Origin of the sequence: Bifidobacterium apri, assembly GCF_009299485.1 — a bacterium.
GTDB lineage: Bacteria > Actinomycetota > Actinomycetes > Actinomycetales > Bifidobacteriaceae > Bifidobacterium > Bifidobacterium apri.
Window position 1 is genome coordinate 128,382 of sequence record NZ_WBSO01000004.1, and the last position, 19,644, is coordinate 148,025.

14 protein-coding genes are annotated in these 19,644 nt (G+C 60.1%); 10 read left to right on the forward strand and 4 right to left on the reverse strand.

The annotated features are described in order from the left end of the window. Positions 1-1,263: 1,263 nt before the first annotated feature. From dnaB to DSM100238_RS04365, 6 genes are all read left to right on the forward strand, one after another. Positions 1,264-2,703 carry a replicative DNA helicase gene (dnaB, locus tag DSM100238_RS04340; protein ID WP_376831102.1) on the forward strand — a complete coding sequence of 480 codons (1,440 nt, stop codon included), beginning with the start codon at positions 1,264-1,266 and terminating at the stop codon, positions 2,701-2,703. 1 nt (position 2,704) lies between these two features. After that, on the forward strand, positions 2,705-4,219 hold the full coding sequence (locus DSM100238_RS04345; protein ID WP_240812337.1) for a Mur ligase family protein: 1,515 nt from the start codon (positions 2,705-2,707) through the stop codon (positions 4,217-4,219). A gap of 181 nt (positions 4,220-4,400) precedes the next feature. Then, positions 4,401-5,129 carry a type 1 glutamine amidotransferase gene (locus tag DSM100238_RS04350; RefSeq protein WP_240812347.1) on the forward strand — a complete coding sequence of 243 codons (729 nt, stop codon included), beginning with the start codon at positions 4,401-4,403 and terminating at the stop codon, positions 5,127-5,129. 144 nt (positions 5,130-5,273) lie between these two features. Beyond that, the gene (locus DSM100238_RS04355; RefSeq protein WP_026503476.1) at positions 5,274-5,501 is read left to right on the forward strand and encodes a hypothetical protein; all 228 of its coding nucleotides are present in this window, start codon (positions 5,274-5,276) and stop codon (positions 5,499-5,501) included. 120 nt (positions 5,502-5,621) lie between these two features. After that, a complete protein-coding gene (locus tag DSM100238_RS04360) occupies positions 5,622-7,490 on the forward strand; it encodes an ABC1 kinase family protein (protein WP_376831100.1) in 1,869 nt (622 codons plus the stop codon). 596 nt (positions 7,491-8,086) lie between these two features. Then, positions 8,087-9,145, forward strand: a complete 1,059-nt coding sequence (locus DSM100238_RS04365) for a glycerophosphodiester phosphodiesterase family protein (protein ID WP_152355479.1) — start codon at positions 8,087-8,089, stop codon at positions 9,143-9,145. 305 nt (positions 9,146-9,450) lie between these two features. Here DSM100238_RS04365 and upp read toward each other — a convergent pair whose 3' ends face one another. From upp to DSM100238_RS04385, 4 genes are all read right to left on the reverse strand, one after another. Next, on the reverse strand, positions 9,451-10,092 hold the full coding sequence (upp, locus tag DSM100238_RS04370) for a uracil phosphoribosyltransferase (RefSeq protein WP_152355480.1): 642 nt from the start codon (positions 10,090-10,092) through the stop codon (positions 9,451-9,453). A 471-nt stretch (positions 10,093-10,563) separates the two neighbouring features. Beyond that, positions 10,564-11,319: a hypothetical protein gene (locus DSM100238_RS04375; protein WP_240812338.1), complete on the reverse strand. Its 756-nt coding sequence runs from the start codon at positions 11,317-11,319 to the stop codon at positions 10,564-10,566. Continuing rightward, on the reverse strand, positions 11,309-12,397 hold the full coding sequence (locus DSM100238_RS04380) for an NUDIX hydrolase (protein WP_152355481.1): 1,089 nt from the start codon (positions 12,395-12,397) through the stop codon (positions 11,309-11,311). Before DSM100238_RS04380 ends, DSM100238_RS04375 begins: the two co-directional genes overlap by 11 nt. Positions 12,398-12,687: 290 nt before the next feature. Next, complete coding sequence (locus tag DSM100238_RS04385; RefSeq protein ID WP_152355482.1) at positions 12,688-14,934, reverse strand: RNA degradosome polyphosphate kinase; 2,247 nt, start codon at positions 14,932-14,934, stop codon at positions 12,688-12,690. 1,634 nt (positions 14,935-16,568) lie between these two features. Between DSM100238_RS04385 and DSM100238_RS04390 the strand changes: the two genes are divergently transcribed. Genes DSM100238_RS04390 through DSM100238_RS04405 form a run of 4 tightly spaced genes read left to right on the forward strand, consistent with a single transcriptional unit; the run spans position 16,569 to position 19,606 of the window. Further along, positions 16,569-17,642, forward strand: a complete 1,074-nt coding sequence (locus tag DSM100238_RS04390; protein WP_152355483.1) for a CpaE/TadZ family protein — start codon at positions 16,569-16,571, stop codon at positions 17,640-17,642. Positions 17,643-17,650: 8 nt separating this feature from the next. Beyond that, positions 17,651-17,839 (forward strand): hypothetical protein, encoded by a 189-nt coding sequence (locus DSM100238_RS04395; RefSeq protein WP_152355484.1) that lies wholly within the window; start codon positions 17,651-17,653, stop codon positions 17,837-17,839. Between the two features lie 46 nt (positions 17,840-17,885). Continuing rightward, the gene (locus DSM100238_RS04400) at positions 17,886-18,956 is read left to right on the forward strand and encodes a TadA family conjugal transfer-associated ATPase (RefSeq protein ID WP_152355537.1); all 1,071 of its coding nucleotides are present in this window, start codon (positions 17,886-17,888) and stop codon (positions 18,954-18,956) included. Continuing rightward, a complete protein-coding gene (locus DSM100238_RS04405; RefSeq protein WP_152355485.1) occupies positions 18,953-19,606 on the forward strand; it encodes a type II secretion system F family protein in 654 nt (217 codons plus the stop codon). The genes DSM100238_RS04400 and DSM100238_RS04405 overlap by 4 nt, the downstream gene beginning before the upstream one ends. Positions 19,607-19,644 lie beyond the last annotated feature (38 nt).

The following is a 19,644-nucleotide window of genomic DNA, read 5'->3' on the forward strand; positions in this document are numbered from 1 at the left end:
CCGCAGGGCAGGCGGTGTGGGCGTGCGTTCCGCTCGGATTGTTGCACATAGCACTTTGACGGGGTTGGTGCAAGTCGATCTGGTACGGCCGGCGGATTGTCCCCAAGCTATCCACAGAATTATCCCCAATTTGTGGATAATCACATGCGTTATCCACACGGTTATCCCCACAATGTGGATAACTCGATTTTCTATCCACATTTTGTGGCATCCGCGTGTCGCACAGGTGAACAATATGAAAACCGCATACAGATACAGCGGATCGAAGATGCACGACCGGCGCTGCCGACAGACTGGACTCTCACATGCAGCCAAGCGGATTGTCAGACATCGGAGGCTGTGATTGATCTTGGGACAAACTGGCGGGTTGTGTATGCCCGGCCGTACATGACGGGCGTGAACCCGTGGTGAATGGCGGCATCCGTGTGGTATCTGACGGGTTGTGTATGTCCGGTAATGCGTGATCGGTGGGAATGCTTGGTGGACAGCTGTATGCAGGCGATATCTGGGTAGTTGAGTATGCCCGGCCATGCGTGACCAGCGGGAATGCTTGGTGGGCAGCCGTGTGAGGGTGTCATCTGGCTGGTTGTGTATGTCCCGGCATGCTCGGTTGGGTGGTAAGTTCCCGGAGTCCGTTGGATTGTGTGTCAACTGGGTCGTTGTGTATGTCTGATCATGCGTAATGGGCGAGAGCCTGTGACGGGCGGTGGTATCCGGGTGGTATCTGACAGGGTTGTGTATGTCCCGCCATGCGTGATCGGGGAGAACCTGTGGTTGGTGCGGTATGTGGGTGTCATCTGTTGTGTTGTGTATGCCCAGACATGCGTGATTGGCAAGAATGCTTGGTGGGCAGTCCTGTGAGGATTGGCTCACAAAGTGGGTGGTTGGGAAGCGGGAATCCGCTGTTTTTATGGCACGTGTACCCGGTTTGTGAGGATTGGCTCACACAACGGGGGTCGGATGCTCGGAATCAGCAGGCTGGAAGGTGTGGATTACGCGGTTTGTGAGGATTGGCTCACAAAGTGGGTGGTTGGATTGTGGTGTGCGTGGTGTTTTGGCGTGTTTGGGCTGGGTTGTGTGAGGATTGGCTCACACATTGGCGTACTTGCACCCATCCCCCTGCTCCCCACCCTCCCCGCCGATGACACGCGGACGCGCGCAGGAGGCCGGAGGCATCGCATCGGCAATCGGCTTCGCGTCGCACGGTTTCCACCACGGCAAACACTTGGCCACCGATACTCAACGCCCCCTATACTCATGGGTATGGCAGAAGGAAATCCATGGGACAATGCCCGCAGCGACCGGTCGGGCCGGTCCTCCGGTTATGTGCAGGGGGAGACGGGCGCCCCGGTTCGTGACGCGGTGTTCGACCGTGTGCCCCCGCATGACGATGACGCGGAGATGGCTGTCCTCGGCGGCATGCTTATGAGCAAGGACGCTATCGGCGAAGTCTCGCAGATGATCAGTGTGTCCGATTTTTACCAGCCGAAGCACCAAACGATCTATCAGGCAATTATCGACTTGTTCTCAGCCTCGCAGCCGGTTGATGCCGTGCTGGTCGCAAACGAACTCATGAAAAACGGCGACCTTGAGAAAGTCGGCGGCGCCGATTACCTGCACAGCCTGGTCGCCTCAGTCCCGACCGCCGCGAACGCCACGTATTACGCCGAAATCGTGCATCAGCGCGCGATTTTGCGCAATGTGATCGCGGCGGGTACGAAAATCGCGCAGCTGGGCTATTCTGCGGAAGGTTCGCAGGCCGAAGACGTCGTGAATATGGCCCAGGCCGAGGTCTACGAGATGAGTGTCGGCAAGGTCCGCCAAGACTATTCGGCCATCGGCCCGGTGGTTCATGATGCGCTTGATCAGCTTGATAAACTGCAAAATGGCGAGGTCGAGCGCGGCGTGCCGACGGGCTTCCGCGATATTGATGATGTGACGCAGGGCTTGCAACCGGGGCAGATGATTGTCGTCGCGGGCCGTCCGGCTATGGGCAAGTCCACGCTCGGCGTTGATTTTGCGCGCTCCGCATCGCTCCACCATAATATGACGACGATTATTTTCTCTCTCGAGATGAGTCGCGTGGAGCTTGCGCAGCGTATCATCTCTGCCGAGACGAACATCCCACTGGTCGCGTTGCGCCGTGCGGACGATATCACGCCCGAACGGTGGAATACGCTGAATAATTTCTGGAATAAGATGCAGGATGCGCCTCTGTTCATCGACGACAGCCCGAATATGAGTCTGATGGAAATCCGCGCGAAATGCCGTCGCCTCAAGCAAACGAACGACTTGAAGCTTGTCGTGATCGATTACCTGCAGCTCATGAGTTCCGGTAAGCAGGTGGAAAGCCGTCAGCAGGAGGTTTCCGAGTTTTCCCGTGCGTTGAAGCTGCTTGCCAAGGAGCTTGAGGTGCCGGTCGTCGCGTTGAGCCAGTTGAATCGTGGTCCGGAAATGCGTAACGACCGCAAGCCGCAGTTGTCTGATTTGCGTGAGTCCGGTTCGATTGAGCAGGATGCTGACGTGGTGTTCCTTGTGCATCGTCCGGATTTCTACGATAAGGAAGACCGTCCGGGCGAGGCCGATATCATCATGGCGAAGCACCGTAACGGCCCGACTGAGACGTTCCATCTTGCGTTCCTTGGCGCCACGTCGAAGTTCAAGGACATGCCGCAGGATTATCAGCAACAGCAGGAGGTGTGACATGGCGCAGCAGTTTTCCTCGGATGGTGCGCTATCGGACGGACGGCGGGATGCCGCTGCGACGGGCGGGTCACAGACCACGCCTGCTGCCGAGCAGGAACCGGTATTCCAGCCCAAGCACCCGTGGTACGCGTTCGCGACGCCGACGATCGGCCGCGCGGTCAGACACGCATCCCGTTTGCTGCATCATGGCGGCAGCGCGTTGCCCGGCAAGGTGGTCGAGCGCATTGACCCTGGTTTTCTCGCCCGGACGTTGAGCTCGCTGCCGTATGGGGTGGTGTTGGTGTCCGGTACGAACGGCAAGACCACTACGACCCGTATGGTCGCTTCCATGCTGTCGGATATGGGGTTGCGCGTGTTCACGAATCCTACCGGTTCGAATTTCACGCGCGGCGTGGTTTCCTCACTGCTTACGCAGGTGAGCGCGTTCGGCCATCTTCACGCGGATATTGCGGTGTTGGAGCTTGATGAAGCGTATGCCGTGCATTTCGTCCGTCAGGTTCGTCCCCGATACGCGTTGCTGCTGAACGTGATGCGCGACCAGCTTGACCGCTTCGGCGAAATCGACAACACCGCCCGCCTGCTCGCCCACGTGGCGCGTGCGACGACTGGGACTGTGGTGCTCAATCGTGAGGATCCGCGTATCGCACGGCTCGCCGAGCAGGTCCAGCCGGGTGTGCAGGTGCGGTATTTCGGTTTGTCTCAAGCGTTGCGCAGTTATTTCCCCTCGGACGATGACATGCACAATACTGACATGCATGATGCCGACATGCACGATGCTGACAAACAAACGCCCGCCGCGGCGAATGCCGAACCGCACGACACAGCCAAGGCGCGATCTGCCGGTACCGACGCCCCCGATCGTCTCACCGCCGACGTGACCCTCACCCGCGTAGGCGACCATGAGGCCACCTACCGAATCGCCGATCGCGACATCGCCACATCCGTCAGGCTCGAAGGCGTCTACAACCTGTTCAACGCAGCCGCCGCTGCGACAATCGTGCGTGCGGTCACCGCCGACACCCCGCAAGGCGTCGCTTCAGATGACGCTCTGATCGCATCGCTATCCCATGTGACACCAGCATTCGGTCGTGGAGAAACCATCAGCGTCAACGGCACTCCTGTCGAACTGCTGCTGGTGAAAAATCCGATGGGCTTCCGCCTGTCGCTCGCCTCGTTCCCTCCCGCCGGGCACGACACGATGATCATCATCAACGATGAATACGCCGACGGCCGTGATATGAGCTGGCTGTGGGACGTTGATTTCACTGGGCTGCGCGACACCGGTGTGGCTGCGGTATCTGGCACGCGCGCCTGGGATATGGCTTTGCGGCTTGAATACGACCAAGTGCCGGTCAAGCATGTCGATACTGATGTGGAACAGGCGGTCGCCGATTTCGTCGCCGCCGACCCGACCACGCCGAAACGCATCTACTGCACGTATACGGCGATGCTGCGTACGCGCGCGAAACTTTCGCATATCACCAACGTCGCGGATGCGGGCGTCGGCAGATAACCGCGGATAGCGGTGACGCGCAGATCAGCGTAATCAGCGCATATCGGCATATGCCAACGCATCGCTCATGGACGGAACCAGCGAAGACACGAAGGAGCTTGTCATGCCAGCAGTGAACGAAGCAACCCGGCATCCGTCGGGGGGCGAAACCTACCAGCACACAGATCGCCGTATCGACGTCATGTCCCTGTATCCGAAGGATATGAATATTTACGGTGACTGGGGCAATGTGCTCACCATCATGCGTCGCCTGTCACTGTACGGGTATGAGCCAGTCCTGCACGAATACAATCAAGGCGACCCGTGGCCGCAGCATGTGGATCTGATTCTTGGCGGCGGCGGGCAGGACAACGGGCAGAAGAAAATCACCGACGACCTGTTCGCCCGCGCTGACACCCTGCGTGCGCTTGCCGCGGACGGCGTGCCGATGCTCATGATCTGCGGCCTGTACCAGCTGTTCGGCGAGTATTTCGAAACCGTTGACGGCACTAGGCTTGACGGCATCGGCATCCTCGGCGTGTACACCGTAGGCCGCGAACACCGGATGATTGGCAATCTGGTCGAGCACAGCGAGCAGTTCGGCGACATCATCGGCTACGAGAACCATTCCGGGCAGACCTTCCTGACCGGCGAAACCAAGCCGCTCGGCCGTGTGGACGCCGAAGGCACCGGCAACAACGGCACGGACCACACCGAGGGCGCGCGGTTCGGCAACGTGATCGGCACGTACATGCACGGCTCGGTTCTGCCGAAGAACCCGCGTCTGGCGGATGGTCTGATTCGTATCGCCGTCGAACGGCGGTACGGCGCGTTTTCCCCCCATCAAGATGAACGGCAGGCGTCTGAGCTGCGGCGTATTGACGATATCGCCCGGCATGCGCGGGCCGTGGCCGCATCCCGGCCGAGATGATGAGATGACGAATGAGCCTTGACCGGCGGGTCGCGTATTCCGCACTTCGTCTACGCGGCACGCGGAAGGGAGTGTCCTGCCTCCCCTTCGTGCCTTCCGTGGAGTAATGTTGGACGTACAAGGACCTGATACAAGGAGGTAATGATGGCTGACTTCAACTTCAACGACGGCCTGCTGCACAAGGTGTTCCTCGCAGGTGTCGGTGCTCTGGCGACTACGGTCGAGAAGAGCCAGGAAATCGTGGACGATCTCGTGAAGAAGGGCGAGATCACCGTTGAACAAGGCAAGGCGTTGAACGCCGAGCTCAAGCATAAGGCTGAGGAAGCCAAGGCTGAAGAAGCCAAGCCCGCTTCCGACGAGAAGAAGGACTGACTTCCGGTCGCTTGCCGTCGTACCGCCGTCTGCGTCTGCCGTATGGTATTCCCATGTGGCGGGGCGGACGGCGGCATGTGGCATGCCCGGCGTCAGATAGGAACGTCAGACAGTACATATATGGCTGATATGGCAGACAATCACAACGAGACATCGCAAGAAGCCGCGAAGCAGGAACCCGGCCAGCAGAAGGCATCCGGGGCGGAAGAGCATGTGAGCGCGCAGGACGCATCATCCCGTTCCGACAGCCGTTCCGACAATGCCGCCGCGCCCGGCAACACCCCGCTCGCATATGATGATCCCCAGTCGCAAGCCCCAAACGCCACATCCAACCATATCGACGAGAAAATCGGCCTGTTCAGCGGCCGAAAAAACGACTTCTCCGAAAAATACCATCTCACCCGGCGAGGCAAACTCAAACGTCTCGACCAGATCATCCGGATCGCCAACCAGTTCGATGCGATTCACGGGTTGACACCGGTCAAAATGCGTCTCATGTTCGAAGCGCTCGGTCCCACCTTCGTCAAGGTCGGCCAGATCCTGTCGATGCGCTCGGAGATTCTGCCGCAACCCTTCTGCGACGAACTGGCGAAACTGCGCGCCAACGCCGACCCCATGCCCTACCAGACCGTGTTGGACACGTTGTCTCACGAGTACGGCAAACCGGTCAAGGATATTTTCAAGTCCATCGATTCGACGCCGCTCGGCTCGGCTTCGCTCGCGCAAGTGCATCGCGCGACCCTGCTGACCGGCGAAGACGTGGCCGTCAAAGTGCAGCGTCCTGGCGTGCGCGAAACCATGGCGCAGGACGTGTCCATCATGCGCACCATCGCCAAGGGCGCAACGAAAATCATGCACAACGCGCAGGTCGTCGACTTCCAGGGTGTCGTCGAAGAGCTGTGGGACACCTTCGAATCGGAAACGGACTTCTTGGTCGAGGCGCGCAATTTGCAGGAGTTCAAGCGATTCTGCTCGCGCTTCGCATATATGGACTGCCCGAAACCGTATATGGATCTATGCACTGAGCATGTCGTCGTCATGGATTACGTCGACGGCATCTCGCTGTCGCACCCGGGCGCGCTTGTCGCCAAAGGCTATGATCTCAAGGAAATCGGCACCAAGCTTGTCGACAACTATGCCACTCAGGTGCTGGATGAAGGGTTCTTCCATGCCGACCCGCATCCGGGCAATATCATCATTTCCGGCGGGAAAATCATTCTGATCGACCTCGGTATGACCGGCCGGCTCAACAAGAAAACCCGCACGGTGATGCGGGATATGATTTTCGCTGTCGCCAAGCAGGATTCGCCTTCGCTTGCCGACGGGCTGCTGCGTTTCGCCACGACGGGCGCCGCGGTGGACAACTACCCGGAACTGCTTGCCGATCTTGATTTGATTGTCGAAGAATACGGCACGGTCGATCTGGATGAGCTGGATATCGCGAGTTTCATCACATCGCTCACCCAGCTCGCTCAACGGCATGGCATCGAAGTGCCAAGTTCGGTGACCACGGTCGGCAGGGCGCTGGTGACGTTGGAAGGGCTGCTGGACGAGTTCATTCCGGATGTCAACATGATCGAGATCATCTCCCAGCACATCGCCAACAGCAAAACGAATGTCGCCACGATCGAGAACGAGATCCAGACGCTCGGCATCGAGGGGCATAAGGCGTTGCATGGCGCGTTGCAGGCGCTCGCCGAGATGAAAACCGCATCCCGCATGCTCACTCGCGGCCAATTGCGTGCCAACATGCAGCTTGTCGGGTTTGACGAGCCGTTCAAACTGCTCAGCGATATGGTGAATCGTCTGACGATGGCGTTGATTGTGGTCGGACTGTTCATCGGCTCGTCCATCGTGTATTACGCGGGTATGAAACCGATTATTTTCGGCATTCCCGTTGTCGGGTTCATGGGGTATGTCGTCGCGTTCATCCTATCGGTGTGGATTGTGTTCGACATTTATTTCAAAGGCCGCAAAAAGAAGCACTGAATCGAGCCGCCCGCCCGGCCTCACCGTCCCGTGTCTTCCCAAACTGGTTACGTTGGCGGGCATGTGAGCGTTGCTGGTTTGTGTGTCTTCCCAAACTGGTTGCGCTGGGCGGTCGGTTTGCGTGGCTGGTTTGTGCATCTTCTCGAACTGGTTGCGTTGGCGGGCGTGTTTGCGTAGCTGGTTTGTACATCTTCTCGAACTGGTTATGCTGGCGGGCGTGTTAGCGTTGCTGGTTTGTGCATCTTCTCGAACTGGTTGCGCTGGCGGGTGTGTTAGCGTTGCTGGTTTGTGTGGGTTCTCGAACTAGTTACGCTGGTGGGTGTGTTTGCGTAGCTGGTTTGTGTGTCTTCTCAAACTGGTTGCGCTGGGAGGTCGGTTTGCGTAGCCGGTTTGTGTGTCTTCCCGAACTGGTTGCGCTGGCGGGTGTGTTAGCGTTGCTGGTTTGTGTGGGTTCCCGAACTGGTTACGCTGGGCGGTCGGTTAGCGTAGCTGGTTTGTGTGAGTTCCCGAACTGGTTACGCTGCGTTCACCGGATTCCCGGACATCGGTTCTGCCAGTACGGTAGGCTCGAATAAGCATGTCCACGAGGAGGAATCATGTCCGGTAATAAGCAACTTACGCATCTGCTGTTCGGCGCCGCTGCCGTGGCTGGGGCCGCAGCTTGGGCCATCGCGCCTCGTTCGTTCAACGACAAACGCAACAACTTCGTACCCGTTGTGCCGCATGTGTGGTATGCGCATCGCGGCTTGCACGATGCAGGTTCGGGTCTGACCGAGCAGTATGCGGCGGAAAGCGGCGAGTATGTGGCGTTGGCGCGCCGGATGGCCATGCAGGCGGGGTATGGTTCGCCTGTGGTCGAAGGGCCGATTGCGCCTGAGAATTCCTTGGCTGCGTTCGCTGCCGCTTGCGAGGCGGGGTACGGTATTGAGCTTGACTTGCAGCTGACACGTGACGGCAAGGTCGTTGTGGTGCATGACGGCGACTTGTTGCGTGTGGCGGGAGACCCGCGCAGAATCGAAGATCTCACCTATGATGAATTGACGCGGATTCCGCTGTTCCCCGCTCCGGCCGCTCCTGGTGACGCTGTTGCGCAGCGGATTGATTTCGCCGAAGGGAGGCCGTCCACTCCGCTCAGCGCGCCGGAAGGCTATTACCAGCATGTCCCGCTGTTCGCCGATGTGCTGCGTGTGGTGAACGGCCGTGTGCCGTTGATTGTGGAGTACAAGTTCGACGACAACTCCTTGTGGGATGAACATGATGAAGCTCTGATGCGGCGCGGAGACGAGTTGCTGCGCCGCTATGACGGCCAGTACGTGATTGAATCGTTCCATCCGGCGGCGGTGCAATGGTATCGGCAGCATCGTCCGGAGGTATGCCGCGGCCAGTTGGCTGAGCCACCGGAGCAGGGGCAGCAGGCAGACTGGAAGGCGTGGCTGGCTGGGCTTCTCGCCTTCGATTGGCTGAGCCGTCCTGATTTCGTGGCGTATGACTGGCAAGGCGGTGATTTGCCGCAGATGCGCGCGACCCGTGCGATGGGGGCGACTGCAGTGTCGTGGACGATTCGCAGCCGCGCGGAATTGGAAATCAGCGACCGGTGGTTCGACCGTCACATTTTCGAGGCGTTCGTCCCGGAACATACATCCGATCAGGCCTGACGCGATGGCTGTTGCCCTGAGTCGGGTCGGCCGCTGAGTCGGTCCATGGGCTGCAGGATTGGCGTAGAGGACTGGCATATGCCGGTGTTGCGGTGCAGCCGGTATTACCGGTGTCGCCGGTTTGACGGGCGTCATCGTCACGGAATCATTGCCGCCATCGCTGGTGCCAATTCGCCGATGATGATTTAGCCGATGGCTTCTGCGATGGTCATGGGAAAACAACCAGCCGGGAACCCTAGCGCAAGCGAGGATTCCCGGCTGGTTGATTGCTTCGATTAATACAGCGGCGGTTGTAAGGCGTGCACTCAGTCGATGACGCCGTACAGACGATCGCCGGCGTCGCCGAGACCAGGCACGATATACGCCTTGTCGTTCAGTTTCTCGTCGACAGCGCAGACGACGACCTTGAATGCGATGCTCGGATCAATCTGCTCCTGCACGAATTTCAGGCCTTCCGGCGCCGCGATGATGTTGATCGCGGTGATGTCCTTCGCTCCGCGCTCAGCCAGGTAGTGAGTCGCAGCAACCAGCGTGCCGCCGGTGGCGAGCATCGGGTCGATCAGGAAGCACTGGCGCCCGGTGAGATCGTCAGGCAGACGATTCGCGTAGGTGATTTGCTTGGTCGGGTTGTCTTCGTCGCGCTTCATGCCGAGGAAACCGACTTCTGCGGATGGAATCATCTTGGTCATGCCGTCGAGCATGCCCAGACCGGCACGCAGCACCGGCACGATGATCGGCCGAGGTTCAGCGATGTGCTTGCCGATCATTGGGGCGACCGGGGTTTCGATGGGCTTGTCGACCACGTCGAGGTTGCGCGTCGCCTCGTAGGCTTCGAGCATCACGAGTTCGGAGATGAGTTCACGGAAGGTGCTGGACGGCGTGTTTTTGTCACGCAGCACAGTGAGCTTGTGTTCCACCAGCGGGTGGTTGAGTACATGCAATTCCATGCTTCCCAGATTACCGCCATCCGTGAGATTGGGCGAGCCGGTTCGACGGCGTGGCGAATGCGCGCTGGTTGGTTGATGTGGAGGCCGGCGAAGCGCGCCGACATGCAGCCGATGCGACAGCCGGTGCCACTCGTGCATGTGATTGATGTGCGGGTAAGGTTCCAAAGAAAAGGGAAACGCGAAACAAAGCAATGAAATGCGCCGGACCGCGAAAGCGCCTGTCGGCGCAAACGCCGCTCGCAGCGGCAACAAATGGAGCCCGGGGCTTAAGCACGGCTCGGCGCACAGCCCAGTATAGCGGCATCGGCAGGGCTGCGTGCCGGCGTGGCGTGTGTGTATCGTGCAGGTCGCGCCGCAGCATGCAGAATACGAAACGTAGATGTTGGCGGGGTTAGCGTGCCGCAGCATGCAGAACACGCCGAGGGCAGAACACAGAGCGCAGATTTGAGCTGGGTCTATCCGCAGATCCGGCTATTCCAGCCGTCCGCGACGCCACAAGTGGGCGCCCTCACGGAAGTCGCGCGATGTAGTCAGCAGGTTCGCCGCGGTATGCATCAGCCGTGCGGCGCGGGTCTGGGCGTCATGCGCCGCAAGGCGCTCGTCGCCGTCCGAGATGCTCGACGACGTCCTTTCCTGTTGCGCCGCGGTGATGCGATGCGCTTGAACGCGCAACCCGTTGGCGATGACATCGGTGAATGCGCTTGCCCGGTCCAGCGCCACCGCGAAATCACCGGTGAACGCGCCTGACAGGATGGAATCCGCGGTCCGGGCGATATCCTCGGCATCCGGAGTCTCATCGACACCGACGATTGCGGAGGCTGTGGTCGCAACCGGTTCGCCGAACCGCCATAACCGCGCTATCTGCTCGCGATTGCGACGCATCCAGGTCCGCAGCAAATACAGGCGCCACATGATTCCGGGCAGGGAGTCCGGTTCCGCGTTGCTCCACAGTTGTGCGATGATATCCACACCTTCCGTGTCCACAAGTGTGATGACACGTTGTACCACTTGGGGGTCTTCGGTGTGGTGCACGCGGTCAAGCAGGGCCGCGGCAGAAGCATGGCTCATCTCGCTGATGATTTCCGGGTCGAGCCCGCCTCCCAGGTGATCCAGAATCGCCGGGTCGAGCTGTGCAGGCCGGGCTGGACGTGACGAGCCTGATGGCGAGGCGAGGAATCCTGATCTGCTGGATTGGATCGATCCTGAGCTGGAGGAGTCAATAGACAAGTGGGCCAACTTTCTGTATATCGATGATTTTCGGGCCGTCGCCCGTTTCGATGATAGCCAAGGCGATTGCGCTGCCGGTGGGCATGTAGGGGGATTTCGCGATGAGCCGTTTCGCCAAGGCTTCTGACGCGCACATTTGGCGCAGATGAGTGAACATGCCGCCGATCACCGGACGGTGCATGCAAATGGCAGTGTCCATACCGGTGTCCAGCATTCGGTCGATTTCCCGGCGGAACCGCTGCCACGCCTCGTCAGGCTTGTCGGCGAAAGCATCCTCGGTCAACTCGTCCGCGGTATCAATGGGCAGACCGGTCTGCCAGGAGAAAATCTCGATGGTCTGCATGCATCGAAGCCATGGCGAACTGACCAGACGGTCAGGGCTGTAGCACGCAAGTTCACGACCCAACGCGAATGCTGCGGCGGCCCCGCGCGGTGTAATCGGCCGATTGCAGTCCTGCCCCTTCCACTGTTTGCGCGCCTCGGCTTTGCCGTGCCGGACGATGAGCAGAGTGCGGCTTTGTGCCGCTCCGGCTTTGACCAGAGCCACGAACCGGTCGAGAATCGTGCGGTCGAGCGCATGGGTCAGCAGTCTGCGCGCCCGGGGCACCGGCACCCACACAACAGTGTCGATTTCGTCTTTATCGGCTGGCAGAATCGGGCCGAGCGCTGTATGGCGACGGGCATCAGCCTCCTCGGTGATCGGTGTCGCCATCCAATACACCACATGCTTCTGATCGGTGGTCGTGTTCTTGGTGTGCCGTTTGCGGCGCCCCTCTTCCGCCAACGGGTACTCGACATCCCCGATCAACGCGCCCAATTCCACGGCGACGCCGGATTCCTCACCCATTTCACGCACCGCCGCATGCCGATGGGACTCATTGTTTTCCAGCTTGCCTTTCGGCCAGCTCCAGTCGTCATATTTCGGCCGGTGCACGACGCATACCTCGATGGCGTCGAGCGCTGATATCGGATTCGATCCGACAGGCAGCCTGCCATCATCAGAGAACTTCATAACCCCCGGCAGGGCTTGTTGCGTGCGGTAGATGATGCCGCCTGCGGCTTCCACAATTCTTGGCATGCTGATTCCTTTGATTCCTTTCCCTTGGCTGTCAGCGGTATCGCCCGGATGCCGCCTGTCATCCGCCGGCGTGAAGTCTTCGGATGACGTTCCCCCATATGACGCCGATGTAACGACGAAGGCGCATAACGCGAGAACAACGCGAGGACAATATAACGGCAACATGATGATGGCGACCAACCGGTTGCAGTCGGTCGGCCGCCATCATGATCGAGGTGATCGCAAGAGGGATGCCATGGCAGGTATCCCTCTTGCACCTCATGTATCCTGCGGGTTTGCGCCGGATGGGTTCAATGCGCGAGCGTGTTGGTTCCCGGCTTGCGCTGATGCTTGTGAATCAGGTATTCCTGGCAGTCAACCAGTGGCCGGCCTTCCTCATCGCGCGAATGCAACACATACGTGCCGTCCGCCTGCATATGCCACGAGATGGTGGAATCAGCCATCTGCAGGTCGACGTAATGGATGAGCTCCTCCACTTGCTCCGGCGCGGTGATGCGCACCAGCGCCTCCACACGACGGTCGAGATTGCGGTGCATAAGATCTGCGGAACCGATCCACACCTCAGGGCCGGAAATCGGGCCTTCGCCGATTTGCGGCCCATCGGAATTCGCGAAAGCGTAGATACGGCTGTGTTCCAGGAAGCGGCCGAGAATCGAACGCACGCGGATGTTCTCGCTCAGGCCGGGCACGCCGGGCTTGAGCGCGCAGATACCACGCTCGACGATATCGATCTTCACGCCCGCCTGGCTTGCACGGTACAGCGCGTCGATGGTTTTCTCATCGACGATTGAGTTGACCTTGATTTTGATCCATGCTTCCTTGCCGGCGCGGGCGGCGTCTTCTTCGCGGCGGATGCGCTGAATCAACCCTGTACGCACGGTACGCGGGGCGACCAGCAAACGGTGGAAGCTGGACTTCGGCGCATAACCGGACAGCTGGTTGAACAGCCGGGTCAGATCCTGACCGACCACCGGGTCGCAAGTCAGCAAACCAAGATCGGTGTACAGACGCGCGGTCTTCGGGTTGTAATTTCCGGTGCCCACGTGGCAGTAGCGCCGCAAGCCATCCGCCTCCTGACGGACCACGAGCGAAAGCTTGCAGTGCGTCTTGAGGCCGACGATGCCGTAGACCACGTGCACGCCGGCGCGTTCCAGCTTGCGCGCCCACATGATGTTCGCATCCTCATCGAAGCGCGCCTTGATTTCGACGAGCGCAAGCACCTGCTTGCCGGCATGGGCGGCGTCGATCAGCGCGTCGATGATCGGCGAATTGCTGGACGTGCGGTACAGCGTCTGCTTGATGGCGAGCACCTTCGGATCGGCTGCGGCCTGCGCGAGGAACGCCTGCACGGAGGTCGAGAAGGAATCATAGGGGTGGTGCAGCAGGATGTCGCGCTCGCGGATGGCGGCGAAAATGTCCTGTGCATGGCTTGATTCGACTTCCGCAATCTGCCGGTTGGTGATCGGGATGAACGGACGGTATTTGAGGTCCGGACGGTCGATCGCCTGCAGTTCGAACAGGACGGTCATATCCAGCGGAGCGGGCAGGCGGTAGACTTCGTCGGCGCTGACGCGCAACTGGTCGGCGAGCAGCTGGGAGAGGAACGGGCTGGTCGCGTCGGAGATCTCAAGGCGGATCGGCGGTCCGAAGCGGCGGCGCAGCAGTTCTTTCTCCATCGCGTTGAGCAGGTTTTCGGCGTCGTCTTCCTCGACGTCGATATCTTCGTTTCGGGTGACGCGGAAGGATCGCGCCTCTTTGATGATCATGCCCGGGAACAGGGACTCCAAATGGGCGATGATCAGGTTCTCCATCGTGATGAAACCGTAGCGTTCCTCACGGCTTTCCTCGTCGGTCAGGTCGTCGACGGGAACCAGACGGTTGAGATTGCCTGGGATCTTGACGCGGGCGAAATGCGTTTTACCGCTGGTCGGGTTCTCGACGAGCACCGCGAGATTCAGCGAATTACCGGAAATGTAAGGGAACGGGTGCGCAGGATCCACGGCGAGCGGGGTGAGCACGGGGAACACCTGCTGGCGGTAGTAGCGTGACAGGCGTTCCTGCTCGGCGGTGGTGAGCTTGTCCCAGCTCAGCAGGACGATATGCTGCTCGGCAAGCGCGGGCAGGATATGGTCGATGATGTAGTGCGCGTGCTCGTCTTGCAGGCGATGTGCCTGTTCGCTGATGGCGCGGAACTGCTGGCGCGGGCTCAGGCCGCTGGAGGAGGTGACGGCGATGCCGGTGTCGATGCGGCGTTTGAGGCCAGCCACGCGGACCATGAAGAACTCGTCAAGGTTGGATGCGAAGATCGCGCCGAAATTGGCGCGTTCGAGCAGCGGAACGTCTTCGTTCTCGGCGAGCTCGAGGACGCGCTTGTTGAACTTCAGCCAGCTGAGCTCGCGGTCGAAGAACCGGTCGGTGGGCAGTGGCTGCTCGCCTTCTTGGGTCTCCCGCTTGTCATTCTTGTCTGTCTCGGCGATATGCTCAGCAATTTGGCTGCGCAGAATCGCCTTCGAGGGTGCGTCAAAAATTTGTGCCATACCACTACTCTAGGCACTTGGCTTGGAGTTGTCGCGGCAAAGTCGGGAAAATTTAGCCTGTGTTTACATTTCGGCGTGTTGCGGGTGCTGTACGGAGTGGGGTGCGGCGGTGTGGCTGGTGGCGCGGCGGTGTGGCTGGGGTGGTGGCTGTGGTGGCGACTGTTGGGCTGTGGCGACGGTCTGAAGCGTGACTGGTAGATTGCTGTAGCCCTGTTGTGCTAGTTGCGGTGGTATTCGTGATCCGGGCATATGGGAATGTCCGGCATCACGGTCTGCGGCTGTTGTGTGGGGAGTTTCTGCCAGGTTGTGTGTGTCATGGCATGCGCAATCCGGTGGAACTTCCGCAATACCGGTCGTGTTCGGCGGCTTCTGTCGGGTTGTGCATGTCGTGACATGCATGATTCGGTGTTTTCGGCGCGTATCGGTGATGGAATGTCTGCTTTCAGTACATGATGTATGTCTTCGCATACATGCGGTTGATGGTGTTCCTGATTTATGACAGGGCAGTTGGCGGGGTTTGACGTGGCGGATAGCGTGCAGCCGGCACAGGAACGCCGCTTTGCGTTTCGGCTGGTTTTCTGCCGGTAGCCAGTGCCATCTGTGATGGAAAGGATGGTGATGGAGCGGAACGTGGAGGGAATGGAATGTTGACGGAATGGAATGGTGATGGAGCGGAATGTGGGGAGGGAATGGAATGTGCGTTTCGGTACCGGTTTGTGCGGTGATGGTCGGTTGGAGGTGCGGATACCGGACCGATGTGACCGGCGTGTCTTGCGGTGCGCACACAATCGCACATGCGAACCGGTTCGATTTGCACATGAACCCGCAAGATTGCTGCGTTTGGGTGTGCCGTCGAACACTTGCGAAAATAAACGAACAATTGCCCCGTAGGCGGGGTATCCGGGTTGCGAACGGCGGGAATCGGGGCATAATAACAAGTACAAGGAAAACTTAACAGAGCAGAAGCCCACAGTAGTGTATAGCCACGAAAGGTTGTTACGTTGAACGGGCATTGGAAAGACTTACCGTTACAACGATGGTGTTGTGAAGAGATTCTGCTCGTTAGTCCTTGTACGGGAGGCCCGCTTCGGCGGGCCTCTTCGTTTGTCCGGGAACGTTGCGGCGCCAAGGCTCGCTGTCTCCCGAATCGTCAGCTCCACGCGGTCGGCGCATGGGAACCGAAAACATTGCTTCAAACGTCACGATCAGGTGTTCAGCAGAGATGGTTTTATGCACGATGGCGGATTCCAAGCGGCTTCCGGGGACTGTCCGGCTCATGTTTGTGCGGAGATTTTCAGATGATATCCCCGGAGCTGGTATATGAAGCTACATCCCTGATGATGGCGCCAAGGGCAGGCATGGTGTGCGGGAGCAGAAACGGCACGGGGCATCATCTCCCGTGTGCGCCTCGGACTTATCGCCGCGAGCCGCATCCATGCACTGTTATCACATCATCTCCTCCCGTGCCTGCCCCGATCCATGACATGCGCTGCAGTCAATATCTGGGTGATTTCGGCTGGCGTGGCATCGCTCGCGTGCCTGTCCAGGGCCATGACACGCCCGTCATCATCTTTCGACCACATTGGCGACTTGGGGTAGCGCTCGACCGTTGATGCCGTGTTCGATTGAACGGTATGACATCACATACGACACACACCAACCAGATGCAGATGAATATGCGTCGCTCTGAACAAGCCGCCCGCCATAGTGCACAATCCCATGACCCCCGGGCATACCGGACTGAGCCTGGGGCACGGGTCCAAGCAGGGGCCGGGGTCAGGGTCCCGGCAGCGGCAGGAACCAACAACCCGCAGCCATACCGAACCGGTGCCGATTCATTCGGCGTCCCATGCCCGTCGCCGGTGTACCGTGCGCCGAATGCGGCTATTGTGCTGTCTGCAAGCGGCGGGCTGGGCGCCAGCACGTTTGCGGCACTGCTTGCACAATCGTTGCATGGCCTACACGACGATCGGGACTGCGTCTTGGTGGACGCTGACCTGTCCGGGGGCGGGCTGGATGTCCTACTGGGCATGGAAAGCGAGCTTGGTGTAATGCTCAATGCCGTCACGGCTCCTCTGGGCGAGGTGGATGGCGAGGCATTGCGTCGCAGGCTTACCGCATGGGATGGTATTGACGTGCTCTCCAGCCGGCCGTGGATTTCCCCGATGCCGCAGGATTGGGAGATTGCCGTGGCGGTTTGCGCGCTGGCTGAACGGTATAACATGGTGATTGTCGATGCGGGGCGCGCCGGATATTCGTCCGGCCAGGCGATTCCTCTGCCGCTCAAAGGCGCCGCGGTGATTCTGCTGGTCGAATTGTCCGTGCTCGGCACGGTCCGCGCCCAGGCATGCATCGAGGCATTGACCGGCCGCGGCAACCGAAGCACGGCGAGACCTCGGTCTGCGCTCGCCGGCGGATATGCCGCGGGAACAATCGCCGAGGACGATATCGTCTTGGTCGGGGTTGTGCCGCCTGCTGCCCGAACATCCAATCGTGGCGTGCTTGGTGAAGATGAGGCTGCGGAATACCTCGGCATTGACATGGTGTGCAGCATCCATCCGGATGCGCGGTTGTGCGGGGCGATACTTGAGGGATCAGGTCTGCTCAAGCCGAATCGGGCGAACGCGAAAGCATTGCGTGCAGTGGCTTCATGGCTTGACGCCAGGGGCTGGGGGTCGGCAAGGCCGGCAGGGATGCAGAGATGGTGAGGGTGGCGATGACTGCAATTGAAGTGGCAGCGGGAACAACGCCGACAGCAACTGCGATAAGTCCACAGGCAATGGTGATGATTGCGACGATTGCAAGTGCGATGGCAGCAGCGCGAATGGCAACAATGGCAGCGACGACAAGAACAACAGCAGGATCGGCGCCGACCGCCGTTATGGGGATTTCGCATGAACAATGATGACTGGAACACCCCAGGCGCTGAAGCGTCGAGCCCGCCAAACGTCATGCTGCGCAGAGCATTGTCTATCGCATTCGGCCCGTTGCAGTCGCTTGCGCAGGACGCGCGGATCACTGATATCGCGGTGACGTGTGACGGCGGTGTCTGGGCTGATCGCGGTGCCGGCATGCTGCCGTGCCGTATCGCCGTGCCGTTTCGCTCGCCGCACGTCGTCCGCGATTACGCCGTGCGATTGTGCGCGCAGATGGGTCGTCGTCTTGATGACGCCTGTCCGATCGCTGACGCGTCAACGGCGGATGGTATCCGCGTTCACGCGGTGGTCGCGCCGATTGTGCCGCAAGGGGCTTCGATTTCGATTCGTCTGCCGGGCAGCTTGCCGCCGACATTGGAATCGTTGTGTGCCGCCGGCATGTTTCCGCCTGCATGGCTGGCGCTGCTGGACGGTTTGGTCCGCGGACGTGCCTCGATGCTCATCACCGGTGGTACGGGCGCCGGAAAGACCACGATGCTCAAGGCGTTGCTTGCTCGGTGTGATGTGGGCGAACGCATTGTCAGCGTCGAGGAAGTCCGTGAGCTTGGCGAATTGGCGGCGGTTTCAGGCGGCAATCATGTGTCTTTGGTTGTGCGTGAGGCGAATGTCGAGGGCGCGGGTGCAGTGGGTTTGCCTGAATTGGTGAAGGCGACGTTGCGGATGCGCCCTGACCGTGTGGTGTTGGGGGAATGCCGTGGCGAGGAGATCGCCGATTTGCTGCGCGCTTTCAATTCGGGGCATCGTGGCGGTGCTACGACATTGCATGCCGATCGTTTGGAGCGCGTGCCCGCGCGGCTGATTTCTTTGGGTTTGCTGGCGGGGCTTGATACGCGCGCCTTGTGTATGCTCGCGCAAGATGCGTTTGATGTGGTGATTCATGTGGAGCGTACGTCGGTTGGGCGTCATATCGCGCAGGTGGGCACGCTTGCCGTGGTTCGTGACGCTTTGGTCGGGGTGCCGTTGTTGGCGTGGGATGGTGTCGGGCAGCCGCTTGCGATTGAGGGGTGGCAGGATTTCGCGGCGCATTGGCTCGCATCGGCGGTGACTGGGTGGCGTGGCGGTCCGCCGAAGGCGGTGGAGGCATGATGGTGTCATGGCCATGGTCGGTGATTGCCGCCGGATGTTGTGTGGCGCTGCTGCTGTTGCCGGTGTGGGATGGTGTCTTCCGGCGGTGGCGGTTGCGTGAGGCCGTCGATGCCTGGGAAGCGGATCCGCCTGCAGCCGTGGGGTTGGATGCGGCGCTGGCGATGCTGGTTGCCGGGGTGCGTGCGGGAGGCACGTTGCAGGAGTCGTTGTCCAGGATGTCCGGTCAACGATTCGGCTGCGCTGTGGATCGGTATGCGGTGGTTCAGGCGCTCGCCGTTCATGCCCGTGATGGTGAGTTGGCGTATGTGGAGCGGATTGCGGTGGAAGTGTGTGCCGCCGCGCAGTTGAGCGTCCGATTGGGGTGCGAATTGGGTTCCTGTCTGGAGACGGTAAGCGCTTCGTTCCGCCGTTCGGTCGGTCGTGACCGGCTGGTTGCTCAAGCGAGCGCGATGCCGAAAGCGACGGTGAAGCTGTTGCTCGTATTGCCGGTCGGGACGTGGGCGTTTGGTGGGTTGCTCGGCGCGCATCCGTTGCGGACTTTGGTCGGTTCGCCTGCTGGGGCGGTGTGTCTGTGTCTGGGCGTGTTCGGGTATGTGATTGGTGCGGTTTGGGTGCGTTCCATGATGCGTTCGGCTTTGCAGGACTCGTGACCGGAGACGGCCGGGTCGCAGAAGCGGCTAGGTCAGGG

What these genes read in the sequence shown, in the direction of transcription:
- DSM100238_RS04405 (WP_152355485.1), top strand. Translation starts at nt 18,953, where the DNA reads ATGATGGTGTCATGGCCATGGTCGGTGATTGCCGCCGGATGTTGTGTG.
- DSM100238_RS04385 (WP_152355482.1), bottom strand. Translation starts at nt 14,934, where the DNA reads ATGGCACAAATTTTTGACGCACCCTCGAAGGCGATTCTGCGCAGCCAA.
- upp (WP_152355480.1), bottom strand. Translation starts at nt 10,092, where the DNA reads ATGGAATTGCATGTACTCAACCACCCGCTGGTGGAACACAAGCTCACT.
- DSM100238_RS04365 (WP_152355479.1), top strand. Translation starts at nt 8,087, where the DNA reads ATGTCCGGTAATAAGCAACTTACGCATCTGCTGTTCGGCGCCGCTGCC.
- DSM100238_RS04360 (WP_376831100.1), top strand. Translation starts at nt 5,622, where the DNA reads ATGGCTGATATGGCAGACAATCACAACGAGACATCGCAAGAAGCCGCG.
- DSM100238_RS04380 (WP_152355481.1), bottom strand. Translation starts at nt 12,397, where the DNA reads ATGCCAAGAATTGTGGAAGCCGCAGGCGGCATCATCTACCGCACGCAA.
- DSM100238_RS04355 (WP_026503476.1), top strand. Translation starts at nt 5,274, where the DNA reads ATGGCTGACTTCAACTTCAACGACGGCCTGCTGCACAAGGTGTTCCTC.
- DSM100238_RS04400 (WP_152355537.1), top strand. Translation starts at nt 17,886, where the DNA reads ATGCTGCGCAGAGCATTGTCTATCGCATTCGGCCCGTTGCAGTCGCTT.
- DSM100238_RS04350 (WP_240812347.1), top strand. Translation starts at nt 4,401, where the DNA reads ATGTCCCTGTATCCGAAGGATATGAATATTTACGGTGACTGGGGCAAT.
- DSM100238_RS04395 (WP_152355484.1), top strand. Translation starts at nt 17,651, where the DNA reads ATGACTGCAATTGAAGTGGCAGCGGGAACAACGCCGACAGCAACTGCG.
- DSM100238_RS04390 (WP_152355483.1), top strand. Translation starts at nt 16,569, where the DNA reads ATGACATCACATACGACACACACCAACCAGATGCAGATGAATATGCGT.
- dnaB (WP_376831102.1), top strand. Translation starts at nt 1,264, where the DNA reads ATGGCAGAAGGAAATCCATGGGACAATGCCCGCAGCGACCGGTCGGGC.
- DSM100238_RS04345 (WP_240812337.1), top strand. Translation starts at nt 2,705, where the DNA reads ATGGCGCAGCAGTTTTCCTCGGATGGTGCGCTATCGGACGGACGGCGG.